Source organism: Priestia taiwanensis, from assembly GCF_014638355.1.
GTDB lineage: Bacteria > Bacillota > Bacilli > Bacillales > Bacillaceae_G > Priestia_D > Priestia_D taiwanensis.
Map to the genome: position 1 here is coordinate 157468 of NZ_BMFK01000005.1, position 21708 is coordinate 179175.

Here is a 21708-nt window from a genome sequence, read left to right on the forward strand (position 1 = left end):
TTTCCTTACATATGTAAAAAAGGCTTATGTAGATTACTTCTACATAAGCCTTTTTATTATGCCCCAGGAGGTGCATCACTATCATCGAAACGACGTTCTAAATTAACGAATTTATTAAATTCTTTTACAAACGCAAGTGGAACTGTTCCAACCGGACCGTTACGTTGTTTTGCGATAATAATTTCAATAATATTTTTATTCTCTGTTTCTTTATCATAGTAATCCTCACGATATAAGAAAGCTACGATATCCGCATCCTGCTCAATACTTCCTGATTCACGAATATCAGACATCATTGGACGCTTATCTTGACGTTGCTCTACACCACGAGATAACTGTGATAATGCAATAACAGGTACTTTTAATTCCCGGGCTAGTGATTTTAAAGAGCGAGAGATTTCCGATACTTCTTGTTGGCGATTCTCTCCATTCTTCCCACTTCCTTGAATAAGCTGTAAGTAATCAATTAAAATCATCCCTAGACCCGACTCTTGGTGTAAACGTCGGCACTTTGCACGGATATCATTAATTTTGACACCTGGGGTATCATCAATATAAATACCCGCATTAGATAGACTCCCCATTGCCATTGTTAACTTTCCCCATTCTTCTGGAGTTAAAGATCCTGTACGTAAATTTTGGGCATTAATATTTCCTTCTGCACAAAGCATACGCATGACAAGCTGATCGGCTCCCATCTCCAAACTAAATATGGCGACATTTTCGTCTGTTTTTACAGCGACGTTCTGTGCAATATTTAAAGCAAATGCAGTCTTACCTACTGATGGACGAGCAGCTACAATAATTAAATCGTTCCGTTGAAATCCCGCTGTCATTCTATCCAACTCTGTGAAGCCAGTCGGAATACCCGTTGTCTCACCTTCTCGATGATGAAGTTGTTCAATTTTGTCATATGCTTCGACAAGAACATCTTTAATATTTTGGAACGCGCTCGTATTTTTCTTTTGCGATACTTCGAGAATTTTCTTCTCCGCTTCATTTAGCAATGCATCTACTTCATCTTCACGTGCATAGCCATCCGTTGCAATGTTCGTTGCAGTGCGAATTAAACGGCGTAAAATAGACTTCTCTTCAATAATTTTCGCATAATACTCTACGTTAGCTGCTGTCGGAACAGCTGAAGCTAACTCATTTAAGTACGTAATACCACCGATATCTTCTAATAAATTAATATCCGATAACTCAGACATAACAGTTACTAAATCAACCGGCTCTCCCTTATCAGAAAGAGAAAGCATTGTCTCATAAATCTTTTGATGAGCAGCTCGATAAAAGTCTTCTGGAATAATAATTTCCGAAGCAACGGTTAGTGCCTCTTGCTCTAAAAGAATCGCTCCTAGTACCGCCTGCTCCGCTTCAATATTTTGAGGAGGAGTACGATCAGCGAATAAGTCACTCATTTTATTTCCCCCTTACACCCTTTGTTTAAATTTCTGTAACATGTACTTTAACAGTCGCTGTTACTTCTTGATGTAATTTCACAGGAACATTACGGTATCCTAATGCACGAATAGCGTCTGCCATTTCGAATTTACGTTTATCAATTTTAATGCCGTGTACTTTATTTAATTCATCTGCAATTTGTTTCGTTGTAATTGAACCAAATAGGCGACCGCCTTCACCAGACTTTGCTTTTAATTCAATTGTTAGTGTTTCTAATTTTTCTTTTAATTTCTTGCAGTTCTCTAATTCTAATGCTGCTTCTTTCGCAACAGATTTTTGTTGTCCTTCTAACGCTTTTACATTTCCATTTGTAGCTTCTACAGCTAAGCCTTGCTTAATTAAGAAGTTTTGTGCATAACCATCTGCAACGTTTTTAACTTCTCCTTTTTTCCCTCTACCTTTTACGTCTTTTAGAAAAATAACTTTCATCCTCTTCTTCCTCCTTCAAAATATTCATCAATAGCAGTATGCAACATCTGCTCTGCTTCTTCTACTGAGATATCACTTATTTGGGTTGCTGCATTTGTAAGGTGACCGCCACCGTTCAATGCCTCCATTATTAACTGGACGTTCACATCACCTAATGAACGACTACTAATGCTTATATTTCCTGCATCACGTTTGGCAATGACGAAGGATGCAACGACACCTGTCATCGTTAACAATGTGTCTGCAGCTTGGGCGATAAGTACTTGCGATGCACTATTTGTTGTCTTGGCAATCGCAATACCTTCTCGATAGAAATAAGCATGTTCCATTAAACTTGCCCGTTGTAAATAACTCTCTAAATCTTCCTTTAATAGCTTTTGAACAAGAATTGTATCTGCCCCGTGTGAACGTAAATAAGAAGCTGCGTCAAACGTTCTTGCTCCCGTTCGGAACGTAAAGCTCTTTGTGTCTACAATAATTCCAGCTAGAAGTGCTGTTGATTCTAACATTGTGAGCTTTGAACGCTTCGGCTGATACTCCAGTAATTCTGTAACTAGCTCACACGTAGAAGATGCGTACGGTTCCATATACACAAGTAATGGATCTTCAATGAATTCTTCACCACGACGATGATGATCAATAACAATAACATTTTCTATCTTCTTTAACAATTTCTCTTCAATTACCATGGAAGGTTTATGCGTATCGACAATAACGAGTAACGTGTCTTCTTTCACCATCTCAAGCGCCTTCTCAGGACGAATAACATGTTGCCACAACGAAGAATTTGTCTTAATTTCTCCCATTAAGCGTTTAACACCTTTATCTAAATCTTTCTCATCAATAACAATATATCCTTCTTTTTGATTTAATTGTGCTATCTTTAAAATTCCAATAGCAGCACCGATAGCGTCCATATCAGGAGACTTGTGTCCCATAATTAGTACTTTATCGCTATCTAAAATTAAATCCTTCAATGCATGGGAGATAACCCTTGCGCGTACTCGTGTACGTTTTTCGACAGGGTTTGTTTTACCTCCGTAAAATTTCACTTTCCCTGACATTTGTTTAATTGCCACTTGATCTCCACCTCGACCTAGCGCCAAATCTAAACTAGATTGGGCAAGTGTTCCAAGCTCTGGTAACGAGTAATCACCCGCTCCAATTCCAATACTTAATGTAAGAGGAACCCCTTGCTTCCCTGTTAGTTCTCTTACTTCATCTAAAATGCCAAATTTACGTTGCTCTAACTGTGCTAATATACTCGCATCTAATACAGCATAATAACGGTCAGATGCAGCTCGTTTCAAAAATAGGCCATTTTCTAAAGCCCATTTGTTTAACGATGATGTTACTAAGCTTGTCATCGTCATTCTTGCTTGGTCATCTAATCCTTGCGTCACCTCATCGTAATTATCTAATAGAATAACCGCGATTACAGTGCGTTGTTCCTCGTATAACTTCTCAATTTGCGTTTGTTCCGTCACATCGAAGAAATACATTAAGCGTTCACTTCGCCTAATTGTCACTTTAAATTTACGATTTCGAATTGTAATAATATCATCTTTTGCTTCCTGTTTAATAAAAGGTAATAAGTTTTCTGATAAATCGAATAAGTGACTACCTATCAAGGTATCTTTCTCAAAGTATGAAGTAAAATAAGGGTTCGCCCATTCTACCTCATATTCATTATTAAATAGTAAAATTCCGATTGGCATTTCTGTAAATACTTCTGTATTGACCGTCTCAATCCGCTCATGCATATTCGTTATGTATAAGTCTATCTTTTTTCTAAATTGCCACATATAACGACAAAAGAAGAAAAGGAAAACAATGAACATAACAAAAAAGATACTACTTACCCATACATTTATACGCATCGTATACATAAGTAAAGCAGCGACTAAGACAGACAATACAACTATAAAAGAAAGAAACGTGTGCTTCTTATCAAAATTAGGCATATCGTCAGCTCCCAGAAAAAACTGTTCACAAATAAAAATGTATAATACTTTCTCTTCTTGTAAACATAATGATAGTACATAAACCTTTCCCTAAACAAATGGCTTGTATTCCTTATCATACCATAAAACAAAAAGTAGAAGAAGGGCGCTCATACTTCCCCCTGGTTCTCTATCTATTTTTACGCTAGCTATTAGTAGTCTATTACAAAGGAAAAGAGCAGCTATACAAAGATTCTAAAAAAACTTTCCTACAATTAATACGAATCATATTGTATTACTACTCAACACTTTTCTTTATTTATTTGTTCTTTCTTGGATATAGGTTATACAAGCATATCTGTCCTATCCCTTTCAAACATAAAAAAACACAGTAGAATAAATTCTACTGTGTCCCCTGCATTATTCACCAACGTATGGTAATAAAGCCATTTGACGAGAGCGTTTGATCGCAATCGTTAACTTACGTTGATATTTTGCGCTAGTACCAGTCACACGACGAGGTAAGATTTTACCACGCTCAGAAACAAAACGTTTTAAAAGATCTGTATCTTTGTAATCGATGTGATTGATTCCGTTAGCTGTAAAGAAACAAACTTTACGACGTTTAGCACGTCCACCTTTACGTCCGAAAGCCATTTGATTTCCCTCCACTCTGTTTTGTATTTTAATCGTTCTTATATTTATATACGCTATTTATCCATTAAAATGGTAAGTCATCATCCGAGATATCGATTGTCTTCCCTGCATTCGCAAAAGGATCCTCGTTTCCACGAGAGAAACCTTGATTGTTTGCAGGCGCCTCAAATGGATTTCGTTGTGGCTGGCTTTGGCCATACCCACCGAAATCTTGAGGAGGTGGACTGAATGATGAACCACGTTGCTCGCCACCCGATGAATTTCTAGGCTCTAAGAATTGAACGCTATCTGCGATTACCTCTGTCATGAATACACGCTTTCCATCTTGTCCTTCAAAACTACTTGTTTGAATACGACCTTCTACGCCCGCTAAGCTACCTTTCTTAAGATAGTTCGCTACGTTTTCAGCTGGTTTACGCCAAACAACACAGTTAATAAAATCTGCTTCACGCTCACCTTGTTGGTTACTAAATGTACGGTTTACAGCTAATGTAAAACGACTTACAGCAATACCACTTGGTGTATACTTCAATTCTGGATCCTTCGTTAATCGACCAACTAGTACAACACGGTTAATCATTTGGTCCTCTCCTCCTTACTTAATGGATATCTTATTTTTGTCTTACGCTTCGTTCTTAACAACGATGTGGCGAATGATATCTTCGCTGATCTTTGCTAAACGATCGAATTCTTGAACCGCTTCTGGGTTAGCATTAACATCTACTAACATATAGAAACCGTCACGGAAGTCGTTGATTTCGTAAGCTAAACGACGCTTACCCCACTCTTTTACTTCAGTGATTTCAGCACCTTGTTCAGTTAGAATGTTGTTGAAACGCTCTACTAATGCTTTCTTAGCTTCATCTTCAATGTTCGGACGAATGATGTACATAACTTCGTACTTTCTCATCTCACTGTCACCTCCTTTTGGACTAAACGGCCCTTAATGGGCAAGGAGCAATTATGTTAATTACTCACGAGTCTAGATTATATCATAGAGATTTGATGGAAGCAAGTATACAAAATCACATAATCACTTCTAATAGTCACTTTAAAATTAATATTTAAGTATAGTTTTTTCACCTTATACAAAAAGAGGTGTATTATAAATACACCTCTTTTCTTCATTATATCCATGTACAAAGTACCCTAATCTGTCTACACAGATACTTCTTTTAGTAAATAATAATCTTATACGTTGAAGCGGAAGTGCATAACATCGCCATCTTTTACGATGTATTCTTTTCCTTCTAAACGGACTTTTCCAGCTTCTTTCGCTGTATTCATATTACCAGCAACTAATAAGTCTTCATATGCTACTGTTTCTGCACGAATAAATCCACGCTCGAAATCAGTATGAATAACACCCGCACATTGTGGTGCTTTCATGCCTTGGCGGAATGTCCATGCACGTACTTCTTGTACACCAGCTGTGAAATATGTTGCTAGTCCAAGCAATGAGTAAGCCGCACGAATTAACTGATCTAAGCCAGACTCTTCAATTCCTAATTCTTCTAAGAATGATTTCTTCTCTTCTTCGTCTAATTCCGCAATTTCTGATTCGATTTTTGCACATACAACAATTACTTCTGCATTATCTTCTTCTGCAAATGCACGTACTTTTTGTACATATTCATTATCAGAAGGATCCAATACATCTTCCTCGCTCACGTTAGCTACATAAAGCATTGGCTTAATTGTTAGTAGGTGTAGACCTTTTACAATGCGCATTTGCTCTTCTGTAAATTCAACCGTACGAGCAGGCATATTATTCTCAAATGCTTCTTTTAATTTCACTAAAATTTCATGCTCATATACTGCTTCTTTGTCTTTTTGACGCGCTAATTTACCCACGCGATCAATACGCTTATCTACTGACTCTAAGTCCGCTAAAATAAGCTCTAAGTTAATTGTTTCGATATCTGAAAGTGGATCTACTTTTCCATCTACGTGTGTAATATTCTCATCATCAAAACAACGTACTACTTGACAGATTGCGTCTACTTGACGAATGTGAGAAAGGAATTTATTCCCTAATCCTTCACCTTTACTTGCACCTTTTACAATTCCAGCGATATCTGTAAATTCAAATGTTGTTGGAACTGTCTTTTTTGGTTGTACAAGTTCTGTTAATTTATTTAATCGTACGTCTGGAACTGCTACAACTCCAACGTTCGGCTCAATTGTACAGAATGGATAGTTTGCAGATTCAGCACCTGCTTGTGTAATAGCATTAAATAATGTTGACTTTCCAACGTTCGGTAAACCAACGATTCCAGCAGTTAAAGCCATGTTTTCTTCACTCCTCACGAATACTCTTCAATCTTACACAATTATAGAGAGATTAACGAAAAAGTGCAACATATGAAGGTAACTCTCTTCTTTCTTACATTGTGCTTATATAAAGAAAATGGCTCCTTAGTATAGGAGCCATTTTCTTTATTCTTCATGCTTTACAAGTACTTTCTTGATTTTACGAGCGAACTCTCTTCGCGGGAGCATAACACTATGTGAGCATCCTTCGCATTTAATACGGACATCCATTCCCATTCGGATAATTTTCCAACGATTTACTCCACAAGGATGTGCTTTTTTCATTTCCACAACATCGTGTAGACCAAATTCTTTTGCTTCCATCTTAGCCTCGAGCCCTCCCTTTTTGTTCCTCTCCAATTGGTACCTCTGCTTGTTTATTTAAGAAAACCATATGTGGATATGGAATTTCAATACCTTTTTGATCAAGACGCATTTTAATTTCTCTACGTAAATCCCTTGCAATAATATTATGCTTCATCGCCTTTACTTCTGATGTCACACGCAGAACTACTTCACTACCACCGAACATTTGAACACCTAACAATTGAGGCTTCTCTACCATGTCTTCATATTTATGTGGAAGCTCTTCTAATAGTGCCTCAATAACAGATTCTACGTACTTAATATCACTTTCATAGGAAACACTTACATCTACAATTGCTACACTATTCGTACGAGAGAAGTTTGTAACAGAAAGAATTGAACCATTCGGTAAAATATGCACTTCTCCTGTAAAGCTTTTCAAACGTGTTGTTCGCAAACCAATTTCTTGAATGAATCCTTCAAATTGACCAATTCGAACATAGTCACCTACTGAAAACTGATCTTCTAACAAAATAAAGAATCCTGTAATAATATCTTTGACTAAGTTTTGTGCACCGAAACCTACAGCTAAACCAACAACCCCTGCCCCGGCAAGAACAGATGTAATTGGAACATTCAATGCTTCTAATGATGCGATAATGACAATAAAGTTCACCACATACACAAGCACACTCTCTACTAGCTTCATTAACGTTAGCGTTCGTTGATTTCCATATTTCTCATTTGCACCACTATTCATTTTAAAGAACTTACGAATAACCTTCTTTAAAATCGTCGTTACAATGAAAGCAATTAATAAAACAATCAAAATATCTAATAGCTTTGCACCTAATCCTAACCAAAATCCTTCACTAAAAAGTTTATCTTTTGTTTGCTCGATGACCGAACTAGTTGGTGCCGTTGTTAGTTGTAAATCATTGTACTTACTAAGATTAAACATCTCACAATCCTCCCCTTTTCTTCCTTTACCATGTATCCTCTATACTAGCTTGTTCGTTTTTGTCATTTTATGTTTATCCAATATATGTATAAAAAAAGTTTTTTTACATATACTGCTTACTATAATACTACTTTTATATAGTAGGAGGTATAAATTGAACCTACGAAATTTCCGTTTCAAACTCCCAATCTTTGATATGTCGGCCATTCATTATGAAAATATTAATGCGACACGTACCATTCAGGAAACACTTCAAGCATTTATCTCTCCTTTTGTTGGACAACCTCTCGTTCTTGTCTGTATCGGTACAGATCGTTCAACCGGTGACTGTTTAGGCCCTTTAATTGGGACGAAGCTAATAGAGAAATCCATTTCTAATTTCCATGTATTCGGGACATTAGAAAATCCTGTACATGCCCTTAATTTAGTAGAAACAGTAGAAGATATCAAGAGTAAATTTCATCATCCGTTTATTATTGGAATTGATGCTTGCCTAGGTAATATACGTAATATAGGAAATATTACCATCGGAAAGGGTCCTGTAAAACCAGGTGCTGCGGTAAAGAAAGATTTACCAGAAGTAGGCAACATACACATTACTGGCACTGTTAACATTAGCGGTTTCATGGAATTTGCCGTCCTTCAAAACACACGGTTAAATACCGTTATGAAGATGGCGGAAGTAATTGCAAGTGGCATTCGTAAAGTAGACATAGAACTACAACAAGACGTATTTCGAATAGATAAAAAATAGACCATTCACCAAAACGGATGGTCTATTCTTCATGCTTATCTAATAATTCTAAAATACGATTTAAATCTTCCTTATTGAAAAATTGAATTTCAATTTTTCCGCGTTCATTCTTTTCTTTAATTGTTACAGCTGTTCCGAAACGTTCCGTCAACACATCTTCATATTCTTGATAGAAAATATTTTTCTTTTGTTTCAGTGTGGATGTTTCACGTGAAACATTCTTATTCAATTCTTGTACAAGTTGCTCCACTTGTCTTACGTTTAATTGTTCTTTTTTAATTTTCTCTACTATGGCCATAATATGTTCTTTATTTTTCACACCTAATAACGTTCTACCATGTGCCATTGACAACTCACTAGTTGTAATCATTTCTTGTACACGTGATGGCAATGTTAGTAGACGTACATAGTTAGCAATATGAGGGCGACTTTTCCCTAAACGACTAGCTAACTGTTCTTGCGTTAACTCTAATTCACTCATTAACTTGTCATAAGCAATTGCTTCTTCTATTGGTGTTAAATCTTCACGTTGCAAGTTTTCTAACAATGCTAATTCCATCATTTGTTGTTCTGTTAATTTACGTGCTACAGCAGGAATTGTTTTTAATCCAGCCTCTTTTGAAGCACGAAATCTTCGCTCACCAACGACAATCTCATATCCTTTAATACTTTTACGTACAATAATAGGCTGTAAAACCCCGTGTATGAGAATGGATTGTTTTAATTCTTCAATTGCTTCTTGTTGAAATACTTTACGCGGTTGATATGGATTAGGTCTTAATTCAGTTAACTTTATCTCTTTCACGAGATCTTCGCTTTGTACTTCTAAGTCAGGAAAGAACGCATTAATTCCTTTTCCAAGACCTTTAGCCATTATTAATCACTTCCTTAGCAAATTCTAAATATAACTCTGCTCCCTTAGACTTTACATCATATGAAATAATCGGTTTACCATGGCTAGGCGCTTCACTCAATCGAACATTACGAGGAATGATAGAACGATATACTCTATCTTGGAAATATTTTTTCACTTCATCAATTACTTGGATACCTAGATTTGTTCGTGCATCTAACATGGTAAGTAAGACACCTTGAATCTCTAAGTTTTTATTTAAATGTTTTTGTACAAGTCGTACTGTATTTAATAATTGACTTAATCCTTCCAGCGCATAATATTCACATTGAACAGGAATAATAATAGAATCTGATGCGGTTAGTGAGTTAATCGTTAACAAGCCTAACGAAGGAGGACAGTCGACGATAACATAATCATAGTCGCTTCTAATCGCATCTAATGCGCGTTTTAAACGTATTTCTCGTGAAATAGTTGGAACTAGTTCAATTTCCGCACCAGCTAATTGAATCGTTGCTGGCAACACATATAAATTTTCAAGTGCGGTAGGAAGGATGATCTCGTGTGCTGATACATCCTCTACAAGCACATCATAAATACATTCTTCTACATCTGCCTTTTCAATTCCCACTCCACTTGTTGCATTTCCTTGTGGATCTATATCAACAAGCAATACTTTTTTTCCTAAATGAGCAAGGCACGCACCTAAATTCACTGAAGTTGTCGTTTTTCCAACTCCACCTTTTTGATTCGCAATTGATATTACCTTTGCCATGTCTACACCTACCTTTACCGTCATGATATACTCCCTATTTTATCATGGATTAACTGAAAATATGGAACAATTAGGCGGAATTTGCTTATTTTCTTTCTCTATAAGTGATAGGTTCTATTTTCTACGTTCAAAACGACCATAAAAACTGGAGACAACTTTTCCTCATAAAAAATAAGCCCTACGAAAGGACTCATTTCTTTGGAATTTTAATTGTAATTTGGTAATATTCTTCGTGCTCTTCTTCATTTGAGTCAATTGGTAATCCTGTATTCGATACCATCATTAATGATTCACGAATCGTATTTAAAGCGATGCGTGTATCTTTACTCACAGCCTTACGACGCGGCTTTTTCGGTTTTGCTGTTTCTTGTAACAACTTCGCAATATAATCTTCTGTTTGCTTTACGTTCCATTGACGTTCAATAATAGTTTCCAGTGCCTTTGCTTGTTTCTCTGGATCTTTCAGAGGAATAAGCGCACGCGCATGACGCTCTGTTACTTGTTTCTGCATAAGCGCCTCTTGAATTTCTACAGGTAGTTTCAATAAACGTAACTTATTTGCGACTGTTGATTGTCCTTTACCAAGTCGTTGTGCTAATGCCTCTTGTGTTAAATTATGTAGTTTAATTAACTTCTCGTATGCAATTGCTTCTTCTATTGCAGATAACTCTTCTCGTTGAAGATTTTCAATTAATGCAACAGAAGCTGTTTCTGCGTCATTCATCTCTTTTATAATAGCTGGGATTGTCTCCCATCCAAGCTTTGTAGCTGCTCGGAAACGTCTCTCACCGGCAATGATTTCATACTGATTATCTTCATGTTTCCGAACAACAATAGGTTGAATAATCCCATGTGTACGTATTGTTAAAGCAAGTTCATCAATACGTTCATCATTAAATACTGTTCTCGGTTGATAACGATTTGGAATAATGCTAGAAAGAGAAAGGTTACAAACGTGCTCTTGTGATTCTACTAAACTTGTTTGCTCTTGATTTTCTTTTCCTGACAATCCAAAAAAACGGGATAATGTACTCTTCATCTACCTTCACCACCTTCAATGAATGTCTTTCTATTATGTGTAACGTAATGTTTCACGTGAAACATTACGTTACACGATATTATATTCTTTATTTTTCAATCGGTAATTTATTAGGTGTTCCTGGTTTTCTTGGGTATTTCTTAGGTGTTTGGCGTTTCTTCGCAATAAAGAGAATATTACGTTCACTATCTTCCTCTGGAAGACGGAAATTCTCAATACGTTGCATCTCGCCACCTAATACTTTTACTGCATGGTTTCCTTTTTCCATTTCTTCTTCTGCTGCAGCAGCTTTCATCGCAATGAACGTACCACCGACTTTTGCAAGAGGTAAACATAATTCACTTAAAACGGAAAGACGTGCGACAGCGCGAGCCATTGTAATGTCAAAAGATTCTCTCATCCCATCACGTTTTGCAAATGTTTCTGCACGATCATGGTAAAATGCTACGTCTTCTAATTGTAATTGTGTCGCTAAATGATTTAAAAAGGTAATGCGCTTTTGCAAAGAATCAACAATTGTTACTTGTAGATTTGGGAAGCAGATTTTTAGTGGAATACTTGGAAATCCAGCACCCGCTCCGATATCACATATAGATGCTTGTTTGCTAAAATCATAATAAAAAGCTGCTGAAATAGAATCATAAAAATGCTTTAAATAAACTTCTTCTTTTTCTGTAATAGCTGTTAAGTTCATCTTTTCATTCCACTCTACCAACAGCTTAAAGTACATTTCAAATTGATCTAATTGGCGTGCGGAAAGGGAAATTCCCTTTTCCTCTAACGCCGCTGTAAATTGCTCTATATTCATATTCGCTAGAAATCTCCTTCTATTATTGGTTCGCTATGCGTGCAATTTTTCCCTGCTCTAAGTACACAAGTAAAATCGATACATCTGCTGGATTTACACCTGAAATACGAGAAGCTTGCCCAACTGATAGTGGACGAACCTCTTTCAGCTTTTGTCTAGCCTCTGAAGCCAGACCTGAAATTGCATCATAATCAATGTTATCCGGAATTTTCTTGCTTTCCATCTTTTTCATTCGTTCTACTTGCTGAAGGGATTTCTGAATATATCCTTCATATTTAATTTGGATTTCTACCTGCTCGGTCGTTGCATCATCTAATTCTTTTTCACTTGGTACAATTTGCGCAATATGCGCATACGTCATTTCAGGTCGACGTAATAGTTCATTTGCACGAATACCATCTTTCAATTCACTACCACCAACTGAACGAATTAATTCCTGTACTTCCGCTGTCGGACGAATAATAATCGATGTCAAGCGTTCTTTCTCTTCCACAACATCTGCCTTCTTCGCTAAGAAACGAGCGTAGCGCTCATCGGAAATTAAACCAATACGATGACCAATCTCTGTTAAGCGTAAATCAGCATTATCATGGCGAAGTAATAAACGATATTCCGCGCGAGACGTTAATAAACGATATGGTTCATTCGTTCCCTTTGTTACAAGGTCATCAACAAGAACACCCATATATGCTTGTGAACGATCTAGAATCATTTCTTCTTTTTCTAACACACGACAAGCTGCGTTAATGCCCGCAATTAAACCTTGACCAGCAGCTTCTTCATATCCAGATGTACCGTTAATCTGACCAGCTGTAAATAAGCCTGATACTTTTTTCGTTTCAAGCGTTGGCCATAATTGTGTTGGAACAATTGAATCATATTCGATTGCATAACCTGTACGCATCATTTGGACATTTTCTAATCCAGGAATGGTCTGTAACATGCGACGTTGAACATCCTCTGGTAGACTTGTTGATAGTCCTTGTACGTATACTTCCTCTGTATTTCTTCCTTCTGGCTCTAAGAAGATTTGATGACGAGGCTTGTCATTAAATCGTACAACTTTATCTTCAATTGACGGGCAGTAACGTGGCCCTGTCCCTTTAATCATTCCAGAGAACATAGGCGAGCGATGTAAATTCTCATCAATAATACGATGTGTTTCTTCACTTGTATATGTTAACCAGCATGGAACTTGATCCATAATAAATTCCGTCGTTTCAAATGAAAATGCACGTGGCACATCATCACCTGGTTGAATTTCTGTTTTACTATAATCAATCGAACGGCTGTTAACACGAGGTGGTGTACCTGTCTTAAAACGTACCATATCTAGTCCTAATTCTTGTAAGTGTTCAGATAACTTCACAGAAGGTTGTTGATTGTTTGGACCACTTGAATATTTTAAGTCCCCAATGATAATCTCACCGCGTAAGAACGTACCTGTTGTGATAACAACTGCTTTCGCATGATATTCTGCACCAGTCTGTGTAATAACCCCTTTACACTCACCGTCCTCTACAATAAGACGATCTACCATTCCTTGAAGAAGTGTTAAATTCTCTGTTTCTTCAATTGTTTTTTTCATTTCATGTTGATACAAGAATTTATCCGCCTGTGCACGCAGTGCGCGAACCGCAGGACCTTTTGCTGTATTCAACATACGCATTTGGATATGCGTTTTATCGATATTACGTCCCATTTCTCCACCTAATGCATCGATTTCACGAACGACAATCCCTTTTGCTGGACCACCAACCGATGGATTACAAGGCATAAACGCAACCATATCTAAGTTAATTGTAAGTAATAATGTATTGGCACCCATACGCGCAGATCCTAATCCTGCTTCACATCCAGCATGTCCTGCACCTATGACGATTACATCATATGTTCCACCATGATATCCCATTCTTTCCACTCCTTATTTACCTAGACAAAATTGCGAGAATAATTGATCGATCAAGCTTTCATGAACCGTATCACCCGTAATTTCACCTAGTATTTCCCACGTTCTTGTTAAATCAATTTGTACCATATCAATGGGTACACCATTGTGAATTGCTTCAATTGCATCTGAAATTGTTCGCTCTGCTTGAGCCAGCAAACCAATATGGCGCGAATTTGATACGTATGTCATATCGTTTGTTTCAATTGCACCTTCAAAGAACAAGGTAGAAATAGCCTTTTCCAACTCATCAATACCCTCTTCTTCAATTAATGAAGTAGTAATTAACGTATGGCCTTGTGCTAGTGCTTTTACTCGCTCCAAATCAATAAGCTTTGGTAAATCTGTCTTATTTACAATGACAATGACATCTCTATCTGCTACGGCTTCGAATAATCGTTCATCTTCTGCAACTAATACATCATTATAGTTCAATACAAGCAATACTAAGTCTGCTTGTTGCAATACTTGCTTCGAACGTTCTACCCCAATTTGCTCCACAATATCTTCTGTTTCACGAATCCCTGCTGTATCAATTAAGCGAAGAGGCACACCTTTTACATTCACGTACTCTTCAATGACATCTCGTGTTGTACCTGGGATATCTGTTACGATTGCCTTCTTCTCCTGTACAAGACTATTTAAAAGCGATGATTTCCCTACGTTCGGTCTACCGATAATAGCCGTTGAAATGCCTTCTCTTAAAATTTTCCCTTGTTTCGATGTTTCTAACAAGTTTTTAATTTCATCCCGGACATCTGTTGCTTTGTCTATAAGTACATGATGTGTCATTTCCTCTACATCATCGTATTCAGGGTAATCAATATTTACTTCTATATGTGCCAATGTTTCTAATAATTGTTGACGTAAACGATTAATTAACTTAGAAAGACGCCCTTCCATTTGATTAATTGCTACATTCATAGCACGATCTGTTTTTGCGCGAATAAGATCCATTACGGCTTCCGCTTGTGAAAGATCAATTCGTCCATTTAAGAAAGCACGTTTTGTGAACTCACCCGGTTCAGCAATACGAACACCCTCTGATAAAATTAACTGTAATACCTTATTTACAGATACAAGTCCACCGTGACAATTTATCTCTACGATATCTTCTCTTGTAAATGTTCTTGGTGCCTTCATGACAGACACCATTACTTCTTCAATCGTTTTATTTGTTGCGTTCTCTACGATATGACCGTAATGAATTGTATGAGATGGTACTTCCGATAACGCTTTTCCTTTGAAAATTCTCTCAACTGTTGGAATTGCGTCCGGTCCACTTACTCGTACAATCGAGATTGCTCCTTCTCCAAGTGGGGTTGATATTGCTGCAATTGTATCAAAATCCACTTCTTTCACCTCACTTATAAACTATAGGTATATATTTATTTTTTCATTTATTTGATATCTTTCGTTACATTTCAAAAAAGTACTTCTAAACATTTAGAATAACATAAGCTTTCTCTCTAAAAAAGAGCTATGAATGATTTTATTATAGCCGTCCTTATAAGGGGATAAACTTATCCACATGTGAATAAGTCATCACTCACCTTTTCTCCATGGAGATAAAAAGCAAAAGAAAGACTCACTCGATGAGAGTGAGTCTTACGCAGGAGCTATCACAATATGACGATGTGGTTCACTTCCTGCTGAATATGTTTGAATTTGTTTGTTTTTCGATAATACATGATGGATGACTTTTCGTTCATAAGAAGGCATAGGCTCTAACGCTACTTCTTTCTTCGTTCGTAATACTTGATTTGCTACTTTCATCGCCAGATTTGCAAGAATCTGTTTTCGTTTTTCACGATAACTTCCTGCATCTACCGTAATTTGAAGGTAACTAGTAGCATAACGATTTGCAACAAGCTGCGTCATATACTGTAAACTATTTAACGTGGTACCTCTTTTTCCAATAAGAACCGCGATATCTTCTCCAATTAACTGAAATGTGACTTCTTTTCCATTGATTTGCTTTTCTACCTTTACATCTACATTCATTCCGCGAACAACGGATAAAAGATAATTTTCCGCTTCCTCAATAGGACACTTCTTTACCGTCACTTCAACAACCGCTAACCGGTTTCCAAATAATCCAAATAGCCCTTTTTTTCCTTCGTCCATCACAGTAATATCGACTTTTTCTCGTGTTGTGTGTAACTGTTCTAAAGCGAATATGACTGCATCTTCTACAGTTTTGCCTTTAGCAGTTATACTTTTCACTATTTTTTTCCTCCTACCGACTTTCCTCGTGCTTCTTTAATTTCTGGACCTTTAATTAATAACGTTTGGAAAATAGTAAAGACGTTACCAATTACCCAATAAAGAGTTAATGCAGATGGAACATTTAAAGAGAAAACAAAAATAAGTATTGGCATTACATACAGCATAATCTTCATTTGCGGATTATCTGCTGCTGGGCCAACCATTGAAATTTTCAATGATAAATACTGTGTAAGGACTACAATTACTGGCAAGATATAGAATGGATCTTTATCTCCTAAATCAAACCATAAGAATGAATGCTTACTAATTTCTGTCGTACGCATAATTGCATGGTAGAAACCAATAAAAATCGGCATTTGAACTAAAATTGGTAAACAACCAGCTAATGGATTTACACCATTTTTTTGGAATAACAACATTGTTTCTTGTTGTAATTTTTGTTGTGTTGCAGCATCTTTTGAGCTGTATTTTTCTTTTAATTTTTGGATTTCTGGATTAATTGCCTGCATTGCTTTCGTACTCTTCGTTTGCTTAATCATTAATGGTAATAAAGCAAAACGAACAATCAGTGTTACGATAACAATTGATAATCCATATAGCCCACCTAGGCTTTCAGCAATTGTTGTAATCAGCCAAGAAAGCGGATAAACAAAATACTCGTTCCAAATTCCTTCACTTTCTGATGTGATAGGTGTGCTAACATCAGTACAACCGCTTACAAGAAAAACAACGGTCATTAAAGTGACTAGTAAAGCCAATCTTTTTTTCAAAGTCACTTCCTCCTTTGTAGTGTGTATATAAAAAAGAAAAGGGCTACCCTCTCTTTCCCTCTATGCTTTCTGCTTTTTTTAGTGCATGAAGAAGACTTTTATAAAATTCTTCGTACGTTAATTCTACACATGGTTTTCTAGCGATAATAACGTAGTCTCTTTGTCCCTTTATCTCTGTTTTGCATTCTGTAAATACTTGACGTATGTATCGTTTAATATGATTCCGCGTCACTGCATTTCCAAGTTTCTTACTAACGGAAATTCCAAGACGAAATCCAACTTGTTCTACTTTTGGCAGTTGATATATAACAAATTGACGATTAGCAATTGATTTCCCCTTTTGAAACACAGCTGTAAAATCTTCATTTCTTTTGACGCGATTTTTCTTTCTCATTTGTCTACACTCCTGTACTTCATCAGAAAGATAATTTACTGCATCATCTTTTCTATCTCTATCCTAGTTATAGAATGATCTTGCTTCCTCTACTTCCAAGAAAAACGGAGAACACTTGTCCACTATAAGGACAAGGCCGCCGTTCTTTTTCCTGGAAATACACGAGCCAGTAGATCTATTTTCTTTAATATTTTTATGAAAAAGACCACTGACGCTTCAGTGGCCTAAGCTGATAATACTTTTCTTCCTTTACGACGACGTGCAGCTAAAACTCGACGACCGTTTTTCGTGCTCATACGTGCACGGAAACCATGAACTTTGCTACGCTTACGTTTATTAGGTTGGAACGTTCTTTTCATTATATTACACCTCCCTGAGGATTCACTGTTATAGACAGTCTTATAAATTATAGTTAATTTCCTATAAAGATGTCAATGGTATGGAAATATTTTTCTTCAATTTTTCACTGAAAACATATATCTCCCCAAACCATATCTTCTATTTTACTTTTTCCTTTCATCTAGAGCAACCCTTATCTAAAGAAAGAGTTTATTTCCTCTTTTATCTAAATAGTGATAGTATGTTTTCTTTTTCTTTATTTGTTTAACGCCTATTCGATTCTCTTCATCTCTCCTACAATAACATTTCACTTTTTTGATTTTTTTCTGCTGCACCCTTTTCTCTTTCTATAATTTGTACTTTTTAGCACGTGTTCTGTTCGTTCAGTCATTTTTATCTGCGTAAAGAAGGATTTTATCATGCACTTTTTATTCTTTATAGAAAATAAAATACATGTTGTGTACAGTCTTCTTTTAAGCTGTGGATAATTTTTTTTTACTTTTTATACTATCCACATTCTTTGTCTACACCTTTTACACATTATATTGTGTTGTGGAAAAAAATTCTCCACAACAGATTGATTCTGTGGATAAACTAATAAAAAACATTGCTATTACTTGATTAATTTGATATTATATTTTTGCTTTACCTTTGGAAAACTACCTGTGAATAACTTATTTATCCACAGAATGTGTATAAGTTGTGGACATTTTTTCTACATTGTCTATAAATGCTTGTCCACAAGGTGTGAATATTGTTTATACACTCTTATACATCTAATTACTACTATTTATGTAACTGTATAAAAATACATCTTATTTTTCCCTAGTTTAATTACTTATTATACAAAGAAAATATACAATTTTATTTAATATGTTTACTCACTACTTATCTCTTGCTGAAGGAGGGACAGCGCTTGGAAAATATTACAGAATTATGGAATATGGTATTAAGTAACATTAAAGAAAAAGTGGCCAAGCCAAGTTACGAAACCTGGCTAAAGTCAACAAAAGCCCACTCGTTAACAAAAGACGCTTTAGTCATTAGCGCTCCTAATGACTTTGCAAGAGATTGGTTAGAGTCTCGCTATTCTGCTTTAATTGCAGATACTATTTTGGATATCACCGGTGATCGACTAAATATTAAATTTGTCATCCCGCAAAACCAATCTGATGAAGATTTAGATATTCAACTAGCTGTTAATCGTACAAAAAAGGTGGAGCCCGTTTCTCATGATTTACAGCAAAATATGTTAAATCCTAAGTATACTTTTGATACATTCGTTATCGGATCAGGTAACCGCTTTGCACATGCTGCTTCTTTAGCTGTTGCAGAAGCACCGGCTAAAGCCTATAACCCACTGTTTATCTACGGGGGTGTAGGACTAGGAAAAACACACTTAATGCACGCGATCGGACACTATGTATTGGAGCATAATCCAAATGCAAAGGTCGTGTATTTATCGTCTGAGAAATTTACGAATGAATTCATTAACTCTATTCGTGATAACAAAGCTGTTAATTTCCGAAATAAATACCGCAATGTTGATGTACTGTTGATTGATGATATTCAGTTCCTAGCTGGAAAAGAGCAAACGCAAGAAGAATTTTTCCATACATTTAACGCATTACATGAGGAAAGTAAGCAAATTGTTATTTCAAGTGATCGACCACCAAAAGAAATCCCGACACTCGAAGATCGCTTACGTTCACGATTTGAATGGGGATTAATTACAGATATTACACCACCAGACTTAGAAACACGTATTGCTATATTACGTAAAAAAGCGAAAGCAGATGGCTTAGATATTCCAAACGAAGTGATGTTATATATCGCAAATCAAATTGATTCTAACATTCGTGAGCTTGAGGGAGCTCTTATTCGCGTTGTGGCTTATTCTTCGTTAATTAATAAGGATATTAACGCTGATTTAGCTGCAGAGGCACTGAAAAGTATTATTCCAAGTTCAAAACCAAAGATTATTTCGATTCATGAAATTCAAAAGTCTGTAGGAGAAGTCTTTAATGTAAAGTTAGAGGACTTTAAAGCAAAAAAACGCACAAAGTCCGTTGCATTCCCTAGACAAATTGCTATGTATCTATCAAGAGAAATGACAGACTCTTCTTTACCGAAAATTGGCGAAGAGTTTGGGGGACGAGATCATACAACCGTTATACATGCACATGAAAAGATATCAAAACTATTACAAACAGACTCTCAATTACAAAGTCAGATCAAAGAAATTTATGACATGCTAAAACGGTAGTCTTGTTTATATTGTGTATAACTTCTCTTTATTTCTACACAGTCTATCCACATGTTGATAGACTGTTTTTCCTTACAAAAGAAGTGTTATCCACAAATCCACAGGCCCTATTACTATTATTACTACAAATATAAAATATAATTAATATTATTATTGCTTAGATAAGGAGGATTTTTTTATGCAATTTATTATACAAAAAGACTATCTTGTACGAGCTGTTCATGATGTGATGAAAGCTGTATCATCTCGAACAACGATTCCGATTCTAACAGGAATTAAAATTGTAGCAACAGAAGATGGTGTTACACTTACAGGTAGTGATTCAGATATCTCCATTGAATCTTATATTCCTATTGAAAAGAAAGAAAAAGAAATTGTTGAAATTCAAAAAACAGGAAGTGTCGTTTTACAAGCGAAATATTTTAGTGAAATCGTAAAAAAACTTCCGCAAGATACAGTTGAAATTGAAGTAGAAAATCATTTTATGACGAAAATTAAATCTGGGAAGTCTGTTTTTAATTTGAACGGATTAGATGCAGAAGAATACCCACATTTACCTCAAATTGAGGAACAGTCAATGTTTAAAGTCCCAACAGACTTATTACGTAATATGATTCGTCAAACAGTATTTGCTGTATCAACTTCTGAAACAAGACCGATCTTGACAGGTGTAAACTGGAAGGTGGAAGATGGTATTCTTTTCTGTACTGCAACAGATAGCCATCGTTTAGCAATGCGTAAGGCAGCTATTGAAAGTGGTTCATCAGATTTAACAGCCAATGTTGTTATTCCAGGTAAAAGTTTGACGGAATTAAGTAAAATTTTAGATGATAGTGATGAAAGTGTAGAGATTGTCATTACTGATTATCAAATTTTGTTTAAAACAAAACATATCTTATTCTTCTCTCGTTTATTAGAGGGTAATTATCCAGACACGTCTCGTTTAATTCCATCTGAAAGCAAAACAGATTTGCAGGTAAATACGAAAGCATTTTTACAAGCAATTGATCGTGCATCGTTACTTGCTCGAGAAGGACGTAATAATGTTGTCAAATTAACTGCATTTGAGGGGAATCCATTAGCAGTTTCATCAAACTCTCCTGAGATCGGGAAAGTAGTAGAAGAAATTCAATATGAAAGCATGCAAGGAGAGGAATTAAAAATTTCCTTTAGTGCAAAATATATGATGGATGCATTAAAAGCAGTCGAAGGATCAGAGATCTCCATCAGCTTTACAGGAGCAATGAGACCATTCTTAATTCGTCCAATAAATGACGACTCGACATTGCAATTAATTTTACCAGTTCGAACATACTAAAAGAAAAAGGGTTATTAGTACGAGTACTAATAACCCTTTTCTTCATCGATTTGTATGAAGGAGACGGAACAAATGTTTTCTCTACTTTCCTAAATACAAAAAATTTAGTACAATATACTAATGAACTATTTTAGAAAGCGGG

At 36.1% G+C, this 21708-nt stretch carries 22 protein-coding genes; 3 read left to right on the plus strand and 19 right to left on the minus strand.

From position 1 onward, the window contains the following. Positions 1-56: 56 nt before the first annotated feature. The 9 genes from dnaB to IEV41_RS17870 form a co-directional block, all read right to left on the minus strand. Positions 57-1421, minus strand: coding sequence for a replicative DNA helicase (dnaB, locus tag IEV41_RS17830; protein WP_188389866.1), 1365 nt, complete (start codon positions 1419-1421; stop codon positions 57-59). Positions 1422-1446: 25 nt separating this feature from the next. Beyond that, positions 1447-1893: a 50S ribosomal protein L9 gene (gene rplI / locus IEV41_RS17835; RefSeq protein WP_188389867.1), complete on the minus strand. Its 447-nt coding sequence runs from the start codon at positions 1891-1893 to the stop codon at positions 1447-1449. Continuing rightward, positions 1890-3857, minus strand: a complete 1968-nt coding sequence (locus IEV41_RS17840) for a DHH family phosphoesterase (protein ID WP_188389868.1) — start codon at positions 3855-3857, stop codon at positions 1890-1892. The genes rplI and IEV41_RS17840 overlap by 4 nt, the downstream gene beginning before the upstream one ends. A gap of 399 nt (positions 3858-4256) precedes the next feature. Further along, the gene (gene rpsR / locus IEV41_RS17845) at positions 4257-4493 is read right to left on the minus strand and encodes a 30S ribosomal protein S18 (RefSeq protein WP_188389869.1); all 237 of its coding nucleotides are present in this window, start codon (positions 4491-4493) and stop codon (positions 4257-4259) included. A 64-nt stretch (positions 4494-4557) separates the two neighbouring features. Then, positions 4558-5073 carry a single-stranded DNA-binding protein gene (gene ssb / locus IEV41_RS17850; protein ID WP_188389870.1) on the minus strand — a complete coding sequence of 172 codons (516 nt, stop codon included), beginning with the start codon at positions 5071-5073 and terminating at the stop codon, positions 4558-4560. 42 nt (positions 5074-5115) lie between these two features. Further along, the gene (rpsF, locus tag IEV41_RS17855; RefSeq protein ID WP_188389871.1) at positions 5116-5403 is read right to left on the minus strand and encodes a 30S ribosomal protein S6; all 288 of its coding nucleotides are present in this window, start codon (positions 5401-5403) and stop codon (positions 5116-5118) included. Positions 5404-5684: 281 nt separating this feature from the next. Next, positions 5685-6785 carry a redox-regulated ATPase YchF gene (gene ychF / locus IEV41_RS17860; RefSeq protein ID WP_188389872.1) on the minus strand — a complete coding sequence of 367 codons (1101 nt, stop codon included), beginning with the start codon at positions 6783-6785 and terminating at the stop codon, positions 5685-5687. Positions 6786-6932: 147 nt separating this feature from the next. Then, positions 6933-7130 (minus strand): DUF951 domain-containing protein, encoded by a 198-nt coding sequence (locus IEV41_RS17865; protein ID WP_188389873.1) that lies wholly within the window; start codon positions 7128-7130, stop codon positions 6933-6935. 1 nt (position 7131) lies between these two features. After that, positions 7132-8073 (minus strand): mechanosensitive ion channel family protein, encoded by a 942-nt coding sequence (locus tag IEV41_RS17870; RefSeq protein ID WP_188389874.1) that lies wholly within the window; start codon positions 8071-8073, stop codon positions 7132-7134. A 154-nt stretch (positions 8074-8227) separates the two neighbouring features. Here IEV41_RS17870 and yyaC point away from each other — a divergent pair, with 154 nt between their 5' ends. Then, complete coding sequence (gene yyaC, locus IEV41_RS17875; RefSeq protein WP_229722281.1) at positions 8228-8827, plus strand: spore protease YyaC; 600 nt, start codon at positions 8228-8230, stop codon at positions 8825-8827. Between the two features lie 22 nt (positions 8828-8849). On the opposite strand, the gene IEV41_RS17880 is transcribed toward yyaC, so the two are convergent. The 10 genes from IEV41_RS17880 to rpmH all read right to left on the minus strand — a co-directional run bounded on the left by IEV41_RS17880 (position 8850) and on the right by rpmH (position 18002). After that, positions 8850-9701: a ParB/RepB/Spo0J family partition protein gene (locus IEV41_RS17880; RefSeq protein ID WP_188389875.1), complete on the minus strand. Its 852-nt coding sequence runs from the start codon at positions 9699-9701 to the stop codon at positions 8850-8852. Beyond that, a complete protein-coding gene (locus IEV41_RS17885) occupies positions 9694-10455 on the minus strand; it encodes a ParA family protein (protein ID WP_188389899.1) in 762 nt (253 codons plus the stop codon). Before IEV41_RS17885 ends, IEV41_RS17880 begins: the two co-directional genes overlap by 8 nt. 190 nt (positions 10456-10645) lie before the next feature. Continuing rightward, on the minus strand, positions 10646-11494 hold the full coding sequence (noc, locus tag IEV41_RS17890; RefSeq protein ID WP_188389876.1) for a nucleoid occlusion protein: 849 nt from the start codon (positions 11492-11494) through the stop codon (positions 10646-10648). An 88-nt stretch (positions 11495-11582) separates the two neighbouring features. After that, positions 11583-12302 (minus strand): 16S rRNA (guanine(527)-N(7))-methyltransferase RsmG, encoded by a 720-nt coding sequence (gene rsmG, locus IEV41_RS17895; RefSeq protein ID WP_188389877.1) that lies wholly within the window; start codon positions 12300-12302, stop codon positions 11583-11585. A gap of 22 nt (positions 12303-12324) precedes the next feature. Continuing rightward, positions 12325-14214, minus strand: a complete 1890-nt coding sequence (mnmG, locus tag IEV41_RS17900; protein WP_188389878.1) for a tRNA uridine-5-carboxymethylaminomethyl(34) synthesis enzyme MnmG — start codon at positions 14212-14214, stop codon at positions 12325-12327. Positions 14215-14226: 12 nt separating this feature from the next. Further along, positions 14227-15603, minus strand: coding sequence for a tRNA uridine-5-carboxymethylaminomethyl(34) synthesis GTPase MnmE (mnmE, locus tag IEV41_RS17905; protein WP_188389879.1), 1377 nt, complete (start codon positions 15601-15603; stop codon positions 14227-14229). A gap of 255 nt (positions 15604-15858) precedes the next feature. Beyond that, on the minus strand, positions 15859-16476 hold the full coding sequence (gene jag / locus IEV41_RS17910) for an RNA-binding cell elongation regulator Jag/EloR (RefSeq protein ID WP_188389880.1): 618 nt from the start codon (positions 16474-16476) through the stop codon (positions 15859-15861). After that, the gene (gene spoIIIJ / locus IEV41_RS17915; RefSeq protein ID WP_188389881.1) at positions 16476-17249 is read right to left on the minus strand and encodes a YidC family membrane integrase SpoIIIJ; all 774 of its coding nucleotides are present in this window, start codon (positions 17247-17249) and stop codon (positions 16476-16478) included. Before spoIIIJ ends, jag begins: the two co-directional genes overlap by 1 nt. A 43-nt stretch (positions 17250-17292) precedes the next feature. Then, complete coding sequence (gene rnpA, locus IEV41_RS17920) at positions 17293-17643, minus strand: ribonuclease P protein component (RefSeq protein WP_188389882.1); 351 nt, start codon at positions 17641-17643, stop codon at positions 17293-17295. A 224-nt stretch (positions 17644-17867) separates the two neighbouring features. Next, positions 17868-18002: a 50S ribosomal protein L34 gene (gene rpmH, locus IEV41_RS17925; protein ID WP_188389883.1), complete on the minus strand. Its 135-nt coding sequence runs from the start codon at positions 18000-18002 to the stop codon at positions 17868-17870. Between the two features lie 896 nt (positions 18003-18898). Between rpmH and dnaA the strand changes: the two genes are divergently transcribed. Beyond that, positions 18899-20248: a chromosomal replication initiator protein DnaA gene (gene dnaA / locus IEV41_RS17930; protein WP_188389884.1), complete on the plus strand. Its 1350-nt coding sequence runs from the start codon at positions 18899-18901 to the stop codon at positions 20246-20248. Between the two features lie 178 nt (positions 20249-20426). Next, the gene (dnaN, locus tag IEV41_RS17935) at positions 20427-21566 is read left to right on the plus strand and encodes a DNA polymerase III subunit beta (protein WP_188389885.1); all 1140 of its coding nucleotides are present in this window, start codon (positions 20427-20429) and stop codon (positions 21564-21566) included. Positions 21567-21708 lie beyond the last annotated feature (142 nt).